At 70.0% G+C, this 16535-nt stretch carries 19 protein-coding genes and 3 tRNA genes; 4 read left to right on the forward strand and 18 right to left on the reverse strand.

Translation table 11 applies throughout. The features are described from left to right. Positions 1-417 precede the first annotated feature (417 nt). From rplL to ACZ518_RS05200, 8 genes are all read right to left on the reverse strand, one after another. Complete coding sequence (rplL, locus tag ACZ518_RS05165; protein WP_329197480.1) at positions 418-801, reverse strand: 50S ribosomal protein L7/L12; 384 nt, start codon at positions 799-801, stop codon at positions 418-420. A gap of 110 nt (positions 802-911) precedes the next feature. Next, positions 912-1442: a 50S ribosomal protein L10 gene (gene rplJ / locus ACZ518_RS05170; RefSeq protein WP_054222541.1), complete on the reverse strand. Its 531-nt coding sequence runs from the start codon at positions 1440-1442 to the stop codon at positions 912-914. A gap of 282 nt (positions 1443-1724) precedes the next feature. Further along, the gene (locus ACZ518_RS05175) at positions 1725-2645 is read right to left on the reverse strand and encodes an SCO4651 family lipoprotein (RefSeq protein ID WP_469111616.1); all 921 of its coding nucleotides are present in this window, start codon (positions 2643-2645) and stop codon (positions 1725-1727) included. A gap of 216 nt (positions 2646-2861) precedes the next feature. Next, entirely contained in the window at positions 2862-3590 is a 729-nt protein-coding gene (rplA, locus tag ACZ518_RS05180; RefSeq protein ID WP_405979194.1) for a 50S ribosomal protein L1, read from the reverse strand. 87 nt (positions 3591-3677) lie between these two features. Then, entirely contained in the window at positions 3678-4112 is a 435-nt protein-coding gene (gene rplK, locus ACZ518_RS05185; protein ID WP_007265885.1) for a 50S ribosomal protein L11, read from the reverse strand. A gap of 166 nt (positions 4113-4278) precedes the next feature. Next, positions 4279-5205 carry a transcription termination/antitermination protein NusG gene (gene nusG / locus ACZ518_RS05190; protein WP_469111617.1) on the reverse strand — a complete coding sequence of 309 codons (927 nt, stop codon included), beginning with the start codon at positions 5203-5205 and terminating at the stop codon, positions 4279-4281. A gap of 85 nt (positions 5206-5290) precedes the next feature. Further along, positions 5291-5572: a preprotein translocase subunit SecE gene (gene secE, locus ACZ518_RS05195; RefSeq protein ID WP_405979196.1), complete on the reverse strand. Its 282-nt coding sequence runs from the start codon at positions 5570-5572 to the stop codon at positions 5291-5293. A gap of 105 nt (positions 5573-5677) precedes the next feature. After that, positions 5678-5750 (reverse strand) — tRNA-Trp (locus ACZ518_RS05200). A gap of 195 nt (positions 5751-5945) precedes the next feature. Between ACZ518_RS05200 and ACZ518_RS05205 the strand changes: the two genes are divergently transcribed. Beyond that, positions 5946-7172, forward strand: coding sequence for a pyridoxal phosphate-dependent aminotransferase (locus tag ACZ518_RS05205; RefSeq protein WP_469111618.1), 1227 nt, complete (start codon positions 5946-5948; stop codon positions 7170-7172). 215 nt (positions 7173-7387) lie between these two features. Further along, positions 7388-8407, forward strand: coding sequence for an adenosine deaminase (locus ACZ518_RS05210; RefSeq protein ID WP_469111619.1), 1020 nt, complete (start codon positions 7388-7390; stop codon positions 8405-8407). Here ACZ518_RS05210 and ACZ518_RS05215 read toward each other — a convergent pair. The 10 genes from ACZ518_RS05215 to ACZ518_RS05260 all read right to left on the reverse strand — a co-directional run bounded on the left by ACZ518_RS05215 (position 8361) and on the right by ACZ518_RS05260 (position 14222). Continuing rightward, complete coding sequence (locus ACZ518_RS05215; protein ID WP_469111620.1) at positions 8361-8813, reverse strand: hypothetical protein; 453 nt, start codon at positions 8811-8813, stop codon at positions 8361-8363. The two genes, ACZ518_RS05210 and ACZ518_RS05215, sit on opposite strands and share 47 nt — an antisense overlap. A gap of 1 nt (position 8814) precedes the next feature. After that, on the reverse strand, positions 8815-9915 hold the full coding sequence (locus tag ACZ518_RS05220) for a UDP-N-acetylmuramate dehydrogenase (protein ID WP_469111621.1): 1101 nt from the start codon (positions 9913-9915) through the stop codon (positions 8815-8817). Beyond that, positions 9916-10314: a DUF3291 domain-containing protein gene (locus ACZ518_RS05225; RefSeq protein ID WP_469111622.1), complete on the reverse strand. Its 399-nt coding sequence runs from the start codon at positions 10312-10314 to the stop codon at positions 9916-9918. A gap of 114 nt (positions 10315-10428) precedes the next feature. Next, the gene (locus ACZ518_RS05230) at positions 10429-11904 is read right to left on the reverse strand and encodes an MFS transporter (RefSeq protein WP_469111623.1); all 1476 of its coding nucleotides are present in this window, start codon (positions 11902-11904) and stop codon (positions 10429-10431) included. Positions 11905-11987: 83 nt separating this feature from the next. Next, complete coding sequence (locus ACZ518_RS05235) at positions 11988-12542, reverse strand: TetR/AcrR family transcriptional regulator (RefSeq protein ID WP_469111624.1); 555 nt, start codon at positions 12540-12542, stop codon at positions 11988-11990. 138 nt (positions 12543-12680) lie between these two features. Continuing rightward, positions 12681-13109 (reverse strand): MaoC family dehydratase, encoded by a 429-nt coding sequence (locus ACZ518_RS05240; protein ID WP_469111625.1) that lies wholly within the window; start codon positions 13107-13109, stop codon positions 12681-12683. A gap of 1 nt (position 13110) precedes the next feature. Then, a complete protein-coding gene (locus tag ACZ518_RS05245; protein ID WP_007265874.1) occupies positions 13111-13563 on the reverse strand; it encodes a MaoC family dehydratase N-terminal domain-containing protein in 453 nt (150 codons plus the stop codon). 214 nt (positions 13564-13777) lie between these two features. Further along, entirely contained in the window at positions 13778-13942 is a 165-nt protein-coding gene (gene rpmG / locus ACZ518_RS05250) for a 50S ribosomal protein L33 (protein ID WP_469111626.1), read from the reverse strand. Positions 13943-14028: 86 nt separating this feature from the next. Then, positions 14029-14101: transfer RNA gene (locus ACZ518_RS05255), tRNA-Met, on the reverse strand. Positions 14102-14149: 48 nt separating this feature from the next. Next, a tRNA-Thr gene (locus ACZ518_RS05260) sits at positions 14150-14222 on the reverse strand. Positions 14223-14539: 317 nt separating this feature from the next. Between ACZ518_RS05260 and ACZ518_RS05265 the strand changes: the two genes are divergently transcribed. Together ACZ518_RS05265 and ACZ518_RS05270 are read left to right on the forward strand one after the other, a co-directional pair. Then, positions 14540-15805, forward strand: coding sequence for an amidohydrolase family protein (locus tag ACZ518_RS05265; protein WP_469111627.1), 1266 nt, complete (start codon positions 14540-14542; stop codon positions 15803-15805). Positions 15806-15859: 54 nt separating this feature from the next. After that, positions 15860-16516, forward strand: coding sequence for an SDR family oxidoreductase (locus ACZ518_RS05270; protein ID WP_469111628.1), 657 nt, complete (start codon positions 15860-15862; stop codon positions 16514-16516). The last annotated feature ends 19 nt before the right edge of the window (positions 16517-16535 follow it).

Consider the following 16535-nt stretch of genomic DNA (forward strand, 5'->3'; position numbering starts at 1 on the left):
CAGGGGACAGCTAACAGGCAGCGCAAAGGGTCAGTGTAGCCACTCGGCTCACTGATGTCCAGACCAGGTTTCCGGAAACCGGCAACAGGCCCTTCCCTACCGTTGTTCAAAACCAACACGCTGCGGCTCTCGTACACAGAGCGCGTATCAGTACTGCCCTCTTCGTAGTCGATCCATGCCTCGGATCTCGGATCGAGCTGGCCGACCTCACGACGGGACTGAGAATTGCGCGCCGCTGGCCGTTCGTCAAGGCCCCGTGCTCCGAGCGGATCATCTCCGGACCCTGCTTCGAGGCAACGAAGATCACCCTACTCCCCAACGAGACGAGGGCAAGTCAGGCACTGCGGGTACGCCAAAGGGCGACCACCCTTACGGGTGATCGCCCTTGGCAGAGGCCGTCAGACGGCCTCAGAGGTGTTACTTGACCTCGACGCCCGCACCGGCGGCCTTGAGGGCCTCGGCGGCCTTGTCAGCGGCCTCCTTGTTGACCTTCTCGAGGACCGGCTTCGGGGTGCCGTCGACGAGGTCCTTGGCCTCCTTCAGACCCAGGGAGGTCAGCTCACGCACGACCTTGATGACCTGGATCTTCTTGTCGCCCGCACCGGTGAGGATGACGTCGAACTCGTCCTTCTCCTCCTCGGCCTCGACAACGGCGCCCGGGCCGGCCGGACCGGCGACGGCGACGGCCGCGGCGGCGGTGACGTCGAACTTCTCCTCGAAGGCCTTCACGAACTCGGAGAGCTCGATGAGGGTCATCTCCTCGAACTGGGCGAGGAGGTCGTCCTGAGAGAGCTTCGCCATGATGGGCGATCCTTCCACTAATTCGGCAGGTGCCGGATGTATAGAGAGGCGGGCGTAACGGCCCGCTGCGACCCACGCCCTAGGCGGCGTGGATCAATGCGCGAGCCGAATTACTCGGCACCGCCCTGCTCGGCGAGCTTGACGCGAAGGGCTTCCGCAGTGCGGACGAACTTCGACGGCAGCGCCTGGAAGAGCGAGGCAGCCTGGGACTGCTTGCCCTTGAACGCGCCGGCCAGCTTGCTGAGCAGAACCTCGCGGGACTCGAGGTCCGCAAGCTTCTTGATGTCATCGGCGGAGAGCGCCTTACCATCAAGGACACCCGCCTTGATGATCAGGTTGGGGTTCTCCTTGGCGAAGTCACGCAGGCTCTTCGCCGACTCCACCGGGTCACCGGTGATGAAGGCGACCGCGGTCGGACCAGCGAAGTGCTCGTCCAGCGCGGTGATCCCGGCCTGGTTGGCCGCAATCTTGGTCAGCGTGTTCTTCACCACGGCGTACTGGGCGTTCTCACCAAGGGAGCGACGCAGCGTCTTGAGCTGCGCGACGGTGAGACCCCGGTACTCGGTCAGCACGGCGGCGTTCGAGCTCTGGAACGCGTCCTTGAGCTCGGCTACCGATGCAGCCTTGTTGGGCGTCGGCATGGTGCGTTCGCCTCCTTCCGGGTGATGAGGACCGCTCAGAAGGGGCTGAAAAACGAAACGCCCCGGCGCAGGCGCCAGGGCACGGCTCAACCGGAACGAATTCCGGGAACCTTCCACAGTCACCTGCGCGGGTCGTCCGCACTCAGCGGATCCTTCGGCCACCGCACCCTTGCAGGCACGGCAACGACCAGCGGTCTTTGGCTTCTGGGGAAGACTACGCGAACCATCCGTTGCAGAGCAAATCCGCCCGTACGGCGGATCCGCTCCACGGATTCTGCCTGGTCAGCCCTGCTCGGTGCCGGAGCCCGTGCGAGAGCCCTTCATCATCTCGGCGAGGTCGACGACCTGGTCGGCCGGCGGGGCGGTGACGTCGACCGGCTTGTTGTAGTCGAGGAACTTGATGGTCGTGTCCATCGGGCCCTTGGTGCCCTCGCCGCGCGTGCGGACCTGCTTGGTGTGGCCGGACTCGTCGATCCACATGTCGACGTTGAGGGCCTTGATGCCCTCGCCCTCCAGCTGCTTGACGCTCTTCTCCCGGCGCTCCTTGGCCTCCGGAGTGCCGGTCGTCGCCATGCCGGCGCGCATCTGCTCGGTCGTGACGGTTCCGGAGACGTGCGTGGTCTTCACCCCGTCGACGTTCTCCTCGCCGAGGTTCTTGAGGTCCTTGGCATCCATCAGCTGGTCGGCCCGGTCCCCCGGGTTCTCGCCGGAGCTGTTCGCGCCGCCCTGGGCGCTCTCCATCTTCTTCGCCGTCGCCGGATCGAGGGTCTTCATGTCGAACTTCAGCCACGTGCCCTCGGAGCCCAGGTACATGGCGCCGTCGATCATGCGGATCTCCACGGTGCCGGCGTCGGCGCCCCGCGAGGTGGCCTTCATCGACATCGCCACGGACGGCTTGAGCCGCATGGAGGCCTCGGAGGAGACCTGCTGCCCCGAGACCGTCCCCGTCAGGGTGTAGCGGACGGAGGTGATCTCCTCGGACGTCTTCTTGGCCTTCTCCAGGAACGCGGCCGGCGCCGCGTCCGCGGCGCCCTTGGCGGCCTGCGGGGCGGACGGGGAGCCCTGCGCGGCCGGCGCGGACGGAGCGGGGGCCGCCTTGCCGCCGTCCGCCTTCTTCCCGTCCTCGCACGCCGTCGTGGCCCCGCCCATGAGCAGTACGGCGGCCAAGGCGGCGCCTGCGGTCTTCTTGCGGTACGTGAGCATGGAGTCCCCACCCCTGATGTTGATCGATAACCGTATGACCATACGGGTCGCGCACGGTGAGCGCTCCTGAGATACCGCTCAACGGACGGATGCCGGCCACGGACGCACGGACCGCCGGACGCACGGACCGCCGGACGCACGGAAACGGGCCCCCCGCTCCCGAGGGAGCGAGGGGCCCGTTCAGCCACTCAGGCGAGCCCGTGGGGCTCAACCCGCTCAGACAGCAGCCGGGTCTTCCTCGACGAGGAGGTTCCGGGTGCGGTTGGAGTCCAGCTGGATGCCGGGGCCCATCGTGGTGCTCAGGGCGGCCTTCTTGATGTAGCGGCCCTTGGCGGCGGACGGCTTCAGACGGATGATCTCGTCCAGGGCCGCCGCGTAGTTCTCGACCAGCTGCTCGTCGGTGAAGGAGACCTTGCCGACGATGAAGTGCAGGTTCGAGTGCTTGTCGACGCGGAACTCGATCTTGCCACCCTTGATCTCGGTGACAGCCTTGGCCACGTCCATGGTGACGGTGCCGGTCTTCGGGTTCGGCATGAGACCACGCGGACCGAGCACGCGGCCGAGGCGGCCGACCTTGCCCATGAGGTCCGGGGTCGCCACGACGGCGTCGAACTCGTTCAGGCGGTTGCCCTTGGCGATCTCGTTGATCAGCTCGTCGTCGCCGACGATGTCGGCGCCGGCGGCTTCCGCGGCCGCAGCACGGTCACCGGTCGCGAAGACCAGGACCCGGGCGGTCTTACCGGTGCCGTGCGGGAGGTTCACGGTGCCGCGGACCATCTGGTCGGCCTTGCGCGGGTCGACACCCAGGCGGAAGGCAACCTCGACGGTGGCGTCGAACTTGGTGGTGGAGGTCTCCTTGGCGAGACGGACGGCCTCGAGCGGGGCGTACAGCTTCTCCCGGTCGATCTTGGCGTCCGCAGCGCGGAGAGTCTTGCTGCGCTTCACTTCTGCTCCTGTGTAAGTGCTTCAGGCATGGAGTCGTGGTACGGACCAGCGCTTGGCCCTACCACTGGGGAACTGCGAGGGGCTGGATCAGCCCTCGACCGTGATACCCATCGAACGGGCGGTGCCGGCGATGATCTTCTCGGCGGCGTCGATGTCGTTCGCGTTGAGGTCGGGCATCTTGATCGTGGCGATCTCGCGGACCTGGTCACGCGTGAGCTTCGCGACCTTGGTCTTGTGCGGCTCGCCAGAGCCCTTCTCGATGCCGGCGCTCTTCAGGATGAGGCGCGCGGCCGGCGGCGTCTTGGTGATGAAGGTGAAGGAGCGGTCCTCGTAGACCGTGATCTCCACCGGCACGACCATGCCACGCTGCGACTCGGTCGCGGCGTTGTAGGCCTTGCAGAACTCCATGATGTTGACGCCGTGCTGACCGAGCGCGGGGCCGACCGGCGGAGCCGGGTTGGCCGCACCGGCCTTGATCTGGAGCTTGATAAGCCCCGTGACCTTCTTCTTCTTGGGAGGCATTGCTCTCTCCGGGTCCTAGTGAGAGTTTTCAGCCGTCCGTCCGGTCATCCGGATGGAGGCATACCGCACCACGATAACGGGTATGGGCGCGGGGCTAAAAACCGAGCAGGTCAGACCGCCCTTTACGGGCTGGTCTGACCTGTTTCGGAAGCTTGAATCCGGAAGATCAGTTCTTCTGGATCTGGTCGAAGCTGAGCTCGACCGGGGTCTCGCGGCCGAAGATCTCGACGAGGCCCTTGACCTTCTTCGAGTCCGGGTTGATCTCGTTGATCGTCGCCTGGAGCGTGGCGAACGGGCCGTCGGTGACGGTGACCGAGTCGCCGACCTCGAAGTCCAGGACCTCGATGGTGCGCTTGACGGCGGGCGCGGGCAGGCCGGCCTCTTCCGCGGCCTGCTTGGCGGCCTTCTCCTGCGCCTCGGGGGCGAGCATCTTGACGATCTCGTCGAGGGTCAGCGGGTACGGGTCGTACGCGTTGCCGACGAAGCCGGTGACACCCGGGGTGTTGCGGACGACGCCCCAGGACTCGTTCGTCAGATCCATGCGGACGAGAACGTAACCGGGCAGCTTGTTCTGCCGGACGTTCTTGCGCTCGCCGTTCTTGATCTGGACGATCTCTTCCTCGGGCACCTCGGCCTGGTAGATGAACTCCTCGACGTTCAGCGAGACGGCGCGCTGCTCCAGGTTGGCCTTCACGCGCTTCTCGTAGCCCGCGTAGGTGTGGATCACGTACCACTCGCCGGGCAGCAGGCGCAGCTCGTCGCGCAGGGCCTGGATGGGGTCGACGGGCTCGGCGGGCTCGGCCGGGGCGGCCTCCTCGACGTCCTCGATCTCGACGTCGGCGTCGGCCTCGGTGTCGCCCTCGTCCTCGGCGTCCTCGTCGGCGTCCTCGATCTCGACGTCCTCGTCGACGTCAGCCTCGGCGTCGACCTCGTCCTCGACGTGCAGCGCGGCTTCCTCGGCGGCGATGCCGGCTTCGGCGTCGGCGAGCTCGGCCTCGTCGGGGTCCACAGCGTCCGCCGCCTCGACGATGTCGAGCTGGTCCTCGACGGACTCGACGGAGTCGTGGCTCGCGTTCAGGTTCGGGTCAGACACGGTGGCTGCTTCTTCCTGGATACAAAAAGGTGGTGGAACATGCGAAAAAAGGCGGCACCCATCAAGGCGCCGCCCTCCGCGGGGATCAGCCGAAGACGAACTTGATGGCTTCCTGGAACCCATAGTCAATCACGGTCACCAGACCGATCATGATGACGACGAAGACAATCACCACGGTGGTGTACGTCGTGAGCTGGTTACGGGTGGGCCATACGACCTTGCGGAGCTCCGCGACGATCTGGCGGTAGAACAGCGCGAGGCGCCCGAAGGGGCCCTTCTTTCCGCGCTTGCCGCCCTTGCGGGCCTTCTTCTCGCGAGTGTCGCTGTCGGCGTCAGGCATGTCGATGGAGCCCAGGGCGTCCGTCACGTCTCTCACCTGAATCCGGGTCGTGGCCGTAGCCGCGCCCGGTTGCGCCGCACGGCGTTGCATCGAAGTACGTACCTGCGCACACATCCGAGAAGGAGTGTGGAGCAGGGCCGGAGGGACTCGAACCCCCAACCGCTGGTTTTGGAGACCAGTGCTCTACCAATTGAGCTACGACCCTTTGTTGCGTCCCCCAACCTACCGCATCCGGGCGAGTGCACGGAGTGCTCACGCTCTGGGGCGGCTGTTGAGGACCAACGACAGGTGAGTGTACGTGGTCCGGGCCGTGACGTCGAACAGGAGACATCCGGATCTGCTCCGTCCGGTGACTGAAACGGTGTGCGGGCCTTCTCGGCCGTCTGGGACGATTGGCCCCATGACCTCTGCAACGCCTTCCTCCGAGCGCCGGGTCTCTGCCCGCATCGGCGCCATTTCCGAGTCCGCCACCCTCGCCGTCGACGCCAAGGCCAAGGCCCTCAAGGCCGCCGGGCGCCCGGTGATCGGCTTCGGCGCGGGCGAACCCGACTTCCCGACGCCGGACTACATCGTCGAGGCGGCGGTCGAGGCCTGCCGCGACCCCAAGTTCCACCGCTACACCCCGGCCGGCGGCCTCCCCGAGCTGAAGAAGGCCATCGCCGCCAAGACCCTCCGCGACTCCGGCTACGAGGTCGACGCCTCCCAGGTCCTGGTGACCAACGGCGGCAAGCAGGCCATCTACGAGGCCTTCGCCGCGATCCTCGACCCGGGCGACGAGGTCATCGTCCCCGCCCCGTACTGGACCACCTACCCGGAGTCGATCCGCCTCGCCGGCGGTGTCCCGGTCGAGGTCGTCGCCGACGAGACCACCGGCTACCGCGTCTCCGTCGAGCAGCTGGAGGCCGCGCGCACCGAGCGCACCAAGGTCGTCCTGTTCGTCTCCCCCTCCAACCCGACCGGCGCGGTCTACAGCGAGGACGACGCGAAGGCGATCGGCGAGTGGGCCGCCGAGCACGGCCTGTGGGTCCTCACGGACGAGATCTACGAGCACCTGGTCTACGGCGACGCGAAGTTCACCTCGCTGCCCGTGCTGGTCCCGGCCCTGCGCGACAAGTGCATCGTCGTCAACGGCGTCGCCAAGACGTACGCCATGACCGGCTGGCGCGTGGGCTGGGTCATCGCCCCGCAGGACGTCATCAAGGCCGCGACCAACCTCCAGTCGCACGCCACCTCCAACGTCTCCAACGTGGCCCAGGTCGCCGCGCTGGCCGCCGTCTCGGGCAACCTGGACGCCGTCGCCGAGATGCGCAAGGCCTTCGACCGCCGCCGCCAGACGATGGTGAAGATGCTCAACGAGATCGACGGCGTCTTCTGCCCGACCCCCGAGGGCGCGTTCTACGCGTACCCGTCGGTCAAGGAGCTGCTCGGCAAGGAGATCCGCGGCAAGCGCCCGCAGACCTCCGTCGAGCTCGCCGCGCTGATCCTGGACGAGGCCGAGGTCGCGGTCGTCCCGGGCGAGGCCTTCGGCACCCCGGGCTACCTGCGCCTGTCCTACGCCCTGGGCGACGAGGACCTGGTCGAGGGCGTGTCCCGCATCCAGAAGCTCCTGGCGGAGGCCAAGGCCTAGGCCTCCGGCGGTTCCGCGGTACGGAGCGGCGTCACCCCGGCGGGGGCGGCGCCGCTCCGGCATGTCCGGCCCGTCCCGGCCCCGCTGGCGTCCGGGGCGCCGGGGCGCCGGGGCGCCGGGGCCGCGCGGTGCCCCGGCGTCAGATTCATGTTCGGGCAATGTCCCGTTCAGGTAATCCGCTGCCAATCGGGTGACCGATGCGGCAGGATCACCAGATGGAGCACGTACGCGATCTCACGCTTCTGCCGAAGGCCCACCTCCACCTGCACTTCACGGGCTCGATGCGCCCGTCGACCCTGCTGGAGCTCGCCGACAAGTACGGCGTCCGCCTCCCCGATGCCCTGACCGCCGGGGAGCCGCCCAAGCTGCGGGCCACCGACGAGCGCGGCTGGTTCCGCTTCCAGCGGCTCTACGACGCCGCCCGCAACTGCCTGCGCGAGCCGGAGGACATCCAGCGGCTGGTCCGGGAGGCGGCCGAGGAGGACGTCCGGGACGGCAGCGGCTGGCTGGAGATCCAGGTCGACCCCACCTCCTACGCGCCCCTCCTCGGCGGGATGATCCCGGCCGTCGAGGTCATCCTCGACGCCGTCGACAGCGCCTCGCGCGACACCGGCCTCGGCATGCGGGTCCTGATCGCCGCGAACCGGATGAAGCACCCCCTCGACGCCCGCACCCTGGCCCGCCTCGCCGTCCGCTACGCCGACCGCGGCATCGTCGGCTTCGGGCTCTCCAACGACGAACGCCGCGGCATGGCCCGCGACTTCGACCGCGCCTTCGCCATCGCCCGCGAGGGCGGCCTGCTCGCGGCCCCGCACGGCGGCGAGCTGACCGGCCCCTCCTCCGTCCGCGACTGCCTCGACGACCTGGACGCCTCCCGCATCGGGCACGGCGTACGCGCCGCCGAGGACCCCCGGCTGCTGAAGCGGCTCGCCGACCGGCAGGTCACCTGCGAGGTCTGCCCGGCCTCCAACGTCGCCCTCGGCGTGTACGAGCGGCCCGAGGACGTGCCGCTGCGCACCCTCTTCGAGGCCGGGGTGCCGATGGCGCTGGGCGCGGACGACCCGCTGCTCTTCGGGTCCCGGCTCGCGGCCCAGTACGAGATCGCGCGCCGCCACCACGCCTTCACGGACGCGGAGCTCGCCGAGCTGGCCCGTCAGTCGGTGCGGGGCTCGGCCGCGCCGGAGGAGGTCAAGGCGAAGCTGCTGGACGGGATCGAGCACTGGCTGGCCGGGTGAGCCGCAGGTCGCCCTCGTGGCAGTCGGCCCGTACCCGGTGACCGTCGGGGAAGCCGATCTCCAGGTGGGTGCGCCCCTGCTCGGGCAGCGCGAACTCGGCGACCGATTCGACGGTCTGGCCGAGGTGGCGCAGGAAGGGGTGCTCGCCGAGGTCCTCGCCGACCTCGATCCGGCCCCACTCCCCCAGGTCGTACGGCTCGTGCGGCTCGGCGCACTCGACGATGAGGCACTGGTCGGACCCGGTGGTGATGCGCGTGCACTCGCCGACGCTGTCGATCAGCCAGACGTCGAGGGGCGCCTCGGAGCGCTCGCCTTCGCAGATGTGCCAGGACGCGACGACCCGGCGGATCTCGCGCCCCACCAGCCGTGTGGGGTCCGTACCGGCCCCGTGCAGGGGGCAGTGCATGTCAGAGGTCGACGCCGACCGTCACCGGCTCGTTGACGAGGGTGACGCCGAAGGCCTCGTGGACGCCCGCGACGACCTCCCGGGCGAGGGTCAGCAGGTCCTCGGTGGTGGCCTCGCCCCGGTTGGTGAGGGCGAGGGTGTGCTTGGTGGAGATGCGGGCGGGGCCGCTGCCGTAGCCCTTGGTGAAGCCGGCCTTGTCGATCAGCCAGGCCGCGCTGGTCTTCGTACGGCCCTCGCCGGCCGGGTAGGCGGGCGGGGCGGTGTCGGCGCCGAGGCGGTCCTGGACGCGGGCCAGGAAGGCCGTGTAGGCCTCGTCCGTCAGGATCGGGTTGTGGAAGAAGGAGCCGGCCGACCAGGTGTCGTGGTCGGCGGGGTCCAGGACCATTCCCTTGCCGGCGCGCAGGCGCAGTACGGTCTCGCGGGCGAGGGCGGCCGGGACGCGGTCGCCGGCCTCGACGCCGAGGGCGCGGGCCGTCTCGGGGTACTTGATCGGGGCGGAGAGGCCGCCCGCGTCCTCCAGGGCGAAGCGCACGCGCAGGACGACGTAGCGGTCGGGCTGGTCCTTGAAGGTGCTGTTGCGGTACCGGAAGGCGCACTCGGCGGCGGTCAGGGTGACCGTCTCGCCGGTGGTGCGGTCGTAGGCGACGACCTCGGTGATGGTGTCGCAGACTTCCTGGCCGTACGCGCCCACGTTCTGGATCGGGGTGGCGCCGGCCGAGCCGGGGATTCCGGCGAGGCACTCGATGCCGGCGAGACCGGCTTCGACGGTGCGGGCGACGGCGTCGGACCAGTTCTCGCCGGCGGCGAGCTCCAGCGTGGTGCCGTCCAGGCCGAAGCCGGTGGTGGCGATGCGCAGGGCGGTTCCGGCGAAGCCCTGGTCTCCGATGACCAGGTTGCTGCCGCCGCCGATGACCAGGAGCGGCGTGCCGCTCTCGTCCGCGGCGCGCACGGTTTCGACCACTTCGGCGTCGGTGGTCGCGGTGACCAGTCGGGCCGCGGGGCCGCCGAGGCGGAAGGTGGTCAGCGGGGCGAGGGGGGCGTCGTGGAGTTCCTGCACGTGGACAAGAGTACGGTCCGTCCCCCTCGCATCCCGGCGGGGCACTCAGTAGCCCTGCTTCCGCTCCGCCAGCCGGCGCTCGGCCTCGGCCCAGGTGATGGGGAGTTCCGAGGCCGGGACGGTCCAGAAGGTGAAGGCGGATTCCTTCATGTACGCGCTGGCGGCGCGGGAGCTGGAGCGGTGCGGCTCGCTGCGGGCGAAGCGGTAGAGCGCCTCCCGGTCCTCCCAGGCGGAGAGGGTGAGGAAGGTCCGGCCCAGGACGCGGGCCCGGAGGGCCGCGCCGTGGGCGCCGGGGGCCTTGCGGATCTGTCCGATGATGCCGGGCGCCTTGAGGAAGAACCTGACGGCGCCGACGAGGGTGGCGGTCTCGAAGCGGGAGGCCATGACGTAGACCTCGGCCCCGGGGGCGGCCTGGGTGGGCGTGAGCCAGGGGATGTCGGGCATGACGGGGTCTCCTTCGTACGGATCAGGCGCACGGCAAGGGGGTTCGAGCCCTTTCGGACCGCACCGATCGTAATGGGCTCATCTTCTCTGCGGGTAGTACATTTCACTCCTCGATCAGCCGACGCGGACGGGCGTGGGGGCGGGGGCCGCGGCCGGAGCCGGGGCCGGGGCTTCTTCGGCCGGAGCCTGCGCCTGGGAAGCGGCGATCTCTGCCTTGCCGGGGAGCAGCAGGGCGAGGGCGGAGGCCACGGCCAGGACGGCTGCGCCGATCCACAGGGCGGGGACGGTGCCGTCGGTGAAGGACTGCGGGGTCTCGTAGCCGCCCTGGGCGGAGAAGACGGAGGCCAGGACCGCGACGCCGAGGGCGCCGCCGACCTCGCGCAGGGCGTTGTTGGCGCCGGAGGCCTTGCCCTGGTCGGCGGTGGTCACCGTGGACATGAGCAGGTTGCCGGCGGGGGCGAAGAACAGGGACATGCCGATCCCGCTCAGGACGAGCGCCGGGAGCTGGGCGGCGTACGAGAGGTCCGTGCTCAGGATCATGGCGAACCAGCCGAGGCCGATGGCCTGGAGGGCCAGGCCGGCGACGACGACGGGGCGGCCGCCGATGCGGTCGGACAGCACTCCGCCGATCGGGGCGACGATGACCGCCATCCCGGTCCAGGGGAGCATGCGCAGGCCGGCCTCGGCGGGCGAGTAGCCGACGACGCCCTGCAGGAACTGGCTGAGCAGGAAGATCGACCCGAACATGCCGAGGTACATCATCAGGCTGGCGATGTTGATCCCGAAGAAGCCCCGGTCGCGGAAGAGCCGCATGGGCAGCATGGCGTTGGCGCTCCGGAAGCCGTGGCCCACGAAGCCCGCGATGAGGACGCCGCCCGCGATGAGGGAGGTCAGGACGGTGGCGTTGCTCCAGCCGTGGATGTTGGCGTTGACCAGGCCGTAGACGACGCCGAAGAGGCCGCCGCTGATCAGGAGGGTGCCGGGGATGTCGAGGCGGGCGTTCGGGGCGGTGGACTCGGAGAGGCGCAGGCGGGAGAGCGGGATCACGGCGAGGCCGATGGGCACGTTGAGCCAGAAGATCCACTGCCAGGAGATGTGCTCGGTGATGCTGCCTCCGACCAGGGGGCCGGTGGCGACGGCCAGTCCGCTGACGGCTCCGTAGATCCCGAGGGCCACGCCCCGCCGGGCTGCGGGAACGGCGGCGGTGAGCAGGGTGAGGCTGAGCGGCATCATGATCGCCGCGCCCACTCCCTGCACGGCGCGGGCGGCGATGAGCTGGTCGATCCCGGACGACATGGCGCCCGCGGCGGAGGCGCCGGTGAAGACGACGAGGCCGGCGATGAAGAGGCGGCGCCGGCCGAAGCGGTCACCGAGGGCGGAGCCGAACATCAGCAGGACGGCGAAGGTGAGCGTGTAGGCGTTCACCGTCCACTCCAGGTCCTCCAGTCCGCCGCCGAGGTCGGCACGGATGGCGGGGAGGGCAGTGGTGACGACGAGGTTGTCGAGAGCGGCCATGAAGCTGGCCGCGCCCGTGAGCACTAGGGCCCAGATCGCAGGCCTGCTGAGCTTCGTCTCGGCTGGCTGGTTCACGGGTTCCCCCCTGGGAGGTTGTTAGTTATTGCTGACTAACTTTCGCGGGCAAAAAAACACGGCCGAGCCGTCAGGGGCAGGGGCTAGCACTCGGGACTCGCCGAGGGGAACCCCTCCCACACGCGGTGGCCGGGCGGGAAGCCCATCGCGGTGAGGGTGTTGATGAGCATCCCGTAGGCCATGAAGGTGGTGGCCTCGTTGGCGTCCCCGCCGAGCGGCGCCATCACGGTGTCCCAGAGCTCGAGCCAGCCGGCACGGACCAGCTCGCCGAACTCCAGGTCGCCGGCGGCCTCGGCGGAGGCGACGGTGACGTACATCTGCAGCTGCATCTGGACGACCTGCGGGTCGTCGGCGATGTGCCGGTTGTAGGCGGCGGACATGGCGTGCAGGGCGTCCTCGCCCACGAGCCCGTCGGCCGCCTGGGCGAACACCTCGCGGGTCCGCTCCATGCAGCGGGCCGCCGCCGCGAGGAAGATGGCCTGCTTGCTGGGGAACAGCCGGAAGAGGTACGGCTGCGAAACCCCGACCCGCTTGGCGATCAGCTCGGTGGAGGTGCCGTAGTAGCCACCGCACGCGAACTCCACGATCGCCGCGCGAATGACGCTCTCGCGCCGCTCGTCCGCACTCATCCTTGCCATGTTTGTAAGTTAGTACTCAATCACTAACCATGTCAAGGAGCGGCGTTCCGGGGGAACGGGGGGCGGCGTGCACGGGTGGCGCGGCGGGAGGAACGGGGGGCGGGGGCGGGGGGACCACCGCCCGGCCCCCATCCCCCGTCAGGCCAGCTTCACCACGGCGCGGGACATGCCCAGGACCTTCTGACCGGCGCTCATCGCCGTCAGGTCGACCCGTACGCGGTTGTCGTCCAGCTTCGCGGCGACCTTCGCGGTGACCTCGATCAGCGCGCCCCGGTCGTCGTTCGCGACCACGACCGGCTTGGTGAAGCGGACGCCGTACTCGACGACCGCGCCCGGGTCGCCCGCCCAGTCGGTCACCACGCGGATCGCCTCGGCCATGGTGAACATGCCGTGCGCGATCACGTCCGGCAGTCCGACCTCCTTGGCGAACTTCTCGTTCCAGTGGATCGGGTTGAAGTCACCCGAGGCACCGGCGTAACGGACGAGCGTGGCGCGCGTCACGGGGAAGGACGCCGCCGGGAGCTCGGTGCCGACCTCGACGTCGGCGTAGTGGATCTGCGCGGTCATCTCAGGCCTCCTCGGGGGCGCGGGACACGAGCTTGGTCCACGCGGTCACCACGTGCTCGCCGGACTCGTCGTGGACTTCGCCCCGGATGTCGATGATGTCGTTGCCGGCGAGCGACTTCACGGCCTCGATGGTGGAGGTCACGGTGAGCCGGTCACCCGCCCGCACGGGGCGGACGTAGGCGAACTTCTGGTCGCCGTGCACGACGCGGCTGTAGTCCAGACCCAGCTGCGGGTCCTCGATGACCTGACCCGCGGCCGCGAAGGTGATGGCGAACACAAAAGTCGGCGGGGCGATCACGTCCTGGTGACCGAACGCCTTGGCGGCTTCGGGATCGGTGTAGACGGGATTTTCGTCACCCACCGCTACCGCGAATTCGCGGATCTTCTCCCGGCCGACCTCATACGGCTCGGTGGGCGGGTAGGTCCGCCCCACGAAGGTCTGATCGAGGGCCATGGCTCACTGCCTCCTGTTGCAGGGACATGCTTGGGACACGTTGCAGGGACATGCTGAAGGGGCGCGCTCGAAGGCGGCACGAATCAAGTGCTCCGGCCACACCGGGCCGACGGCCGCGCACCTGATCAGGATCCGGCGCGGAAACGACACAAGGCCGCCCCCATTAAAGGGGACGACCTCATGACGGTGCCTGTATGTGAGACTTCGCCAGTGACTAGCGGGTCTCGCGGTGCGCGGTGTGCGTGTTGCAGCGCGGGCAGTGCTTCTTCATCTCCATGCGGTCCGGGTTGTTACGCCGGTTCTTCTTGGTGATGTAGTTCCGCTCCTTGCACTCCACGCAGGCCAGCGTGATCTTCGGGCGGACGTCGGTGGCAGCCACGTGAGTGCTCCTTGACGGATTGGGACGGGTGAACGCATAAAAGAGTAGCCGATCGGGAGACCGACCCCGCAATCGGCTACTGGGTGTAGCGGCGACCGGACTTGAACCGGTGACACAGCGATTATGAGCCGCTTGCTCTACCGACTGAGCTACGCCGCTTTGATGAGATCCGTTCCCCACCCGAGGGTGGGGAACCTCTCTCACCAGAGCCCCAATGCGGAATCGAACCGCAGACCTTCTCCTTACCATGGAGACGCTCTACCGACTGAGCTATTGGGGCGAGCGATGAAGACATTACACGGTTGCCCGCCGATCGCCCAAATCCTTTGGGGGGACTGGGCTCCGAAGCAGTCGCCAGGTCATTCCACCGGCCCCTCGGGCCCCTTCGGATCCGCGAAACGGCCCGTTTGTGTCCGGGGTCACACGGCCGGGGCGCTTCCCCTCGCCTCGGTGGCGCACCGGGACCACACCGGTACGACTATTGCGCTCCTCCGCGAACCCGGGACCCCCGCGCCCTAGGCTCGGAGCACGCTGCGTGATCTTGGGCCGCCGGCTGCGGCCACGGCACAGGACCGCCCGAGCCACCGCAGGAGCGCGATGTCCGACAGCCAGCCGCAGCAGCCCTCCCCCTCCCCGCGCAATCCCGTCGGCGGGCCCGCCCCCGAGGCCACGGGGCTCCTGCTCACCGGGGCCCGGCTCACCGACGGCCGTACCGTCGACGTCCGGCTCAGCGGCGGCCGCATCCAGGCCGTGGGAACCTCGGGCAGCCTGCCCGCCCCCGCCCTGTCCCGGGTCGACCTGCGCGGCTACCTTCTCCTGCCCGCCCCCGCCGAGCCGCACGCCCACGGCGACACCGCGCTGACCGCCGACGGGGAGGGGCCGGTCTCGTACACCCCCGACGAGGTGCAGCGCCGCGCCACCGAGGCGGCCCTGCTCCAGCTCGGCCACGGCGCCACCGCCGTGCGCTCCCACGTCCGGATCGGCGACGTGCACGGGCTGGGGCCCATGGAGGCCGTCCTCCAGGCCCGCCGCTCCCTGCGCGGGCTCGCGGACCTGACCACGGTGGCCGTCCCCCGCCTGCTGACCGGGGTGGCCGGCGCGGACGGGCTCGCCATGCTGCGCGACGCCGTCAAGATGGGCGCCTCGGTGATCGGCGGCTGTCCCGACCTCGACCCCGACCCGACGGGCTTCCTGGAGGCGGTCCTGGAGCTGGCCGCGGAGCACGGCTGCCCGGTGGACCTGCACACCGACGGCGACGACCCGGGCCGGCTGGCCCGGCTGGCGGCCATGGCCGGGGGGCTGCGGCCCGGGGTGACCATCGGCCCCTGCGGCGGCCTGTCCCGGCTCCCGCTGGACTCGGCCACCCGCGCGGCCGACCAGCTCGCCGCCGCCGGCGTACGCGTCACCTGCCTGCCCCAGGGCGACTGCGCGGCCCTGGAGCGCCGCGGGCTGCGCACCGCCCCCGTCCGCCTCCTGCGCTCGGCCGGGGTCCGCGTCGCGGCCGGCAGCGGGGCGCTGCGGGACGCCGGGAACCCGGTCGGCCGGGGCGACCCGCTCGAAGCCGCGTACCTGCTGGCCTCCCAGGGCGGCCTGCGGGCGGGCGAGGCCTACGAGACGGTCAGTGCCGCCGCCCGGCAGGCCATGGGGCTGCCGGAGGTGCGGGTGGAGGCCGGCTTCCCGGCGGAACTGCTCGCCGTGCGCGGGGACCGGATCGCCGGGGTGCTGTCGCTGGCGTACAGCCGCATCGTGATCCACCGGGGGCGCGTGGTAGCCCGTACGAGTGCCGTACGGGAGTACTGCGACTCGGCGGTCGCGGTGGCCCTGGACCTGCCCCGGCAGGGCCGTACGGAGCCGGGACCGTAACCGTTCGCGGGGTGTTCGCGGGCGGGGGCGGGCGGCTCGTCGTACGGTCGGGACATGCGCATCGTCATCGCGGGTGGACACGGTCGGATCGCGCTGCGGCTGGAGCGCCTGCTCGCCGCGCGCGGGTACGAGGTCGCGGGCATCATCCGTGATCCGGAGCAGGGCGGTGACCTGCGGGAGGCCGGTGCCGAACCGGTGCTGTGCGACCTGGAGTCGGCTTCGGTCGAGCACGTCGCGGGGATCCTGCAGGGCGCTGACGTGGCGGTGTTCGCCGCCGGCGCCGGTCCCGGCAGCGGCGCGGCGCGCAAGGACACCGTGGACCGGGGCGCGGCGGTGCTGTTCGCCGACGCCGCCGAACGGGCGCGCGTACGCCGCTTCCTGATGGTCTCCACGATGGGCTCCGACCCGCAGCACGAGGGGGACGAGGTCTTCGACGTGTACCTGCGGGCGAAGGGCGACGCCGACGCGCACCTGCGGACCCGGCTGGGGCTGGAGTGGACGGTGCTGCGCCCGGGGCAGCTGACGGACGACGCCGGTACGGGGCTGGTGCGGCTGGAGGCCGGCACGGGCCGGGGTACCGTGCCGCGCGACGACGTGGCGGCCGTGCTGGCGGAGCTGGTCGAGACTCCGGCGACGGCGGGGCTCACGCTGGAGCTCGTCTCGGGCTCGGCGCCGGTCTCGGTGGCCGTGAAGGACGTGGCGGGCAACTGACGCGGGGTGCGGTCGGCGA

The sequence above is a fragment of the Streptomyces sp. NPDC033966 genome, from assembly GCF_055575955.1.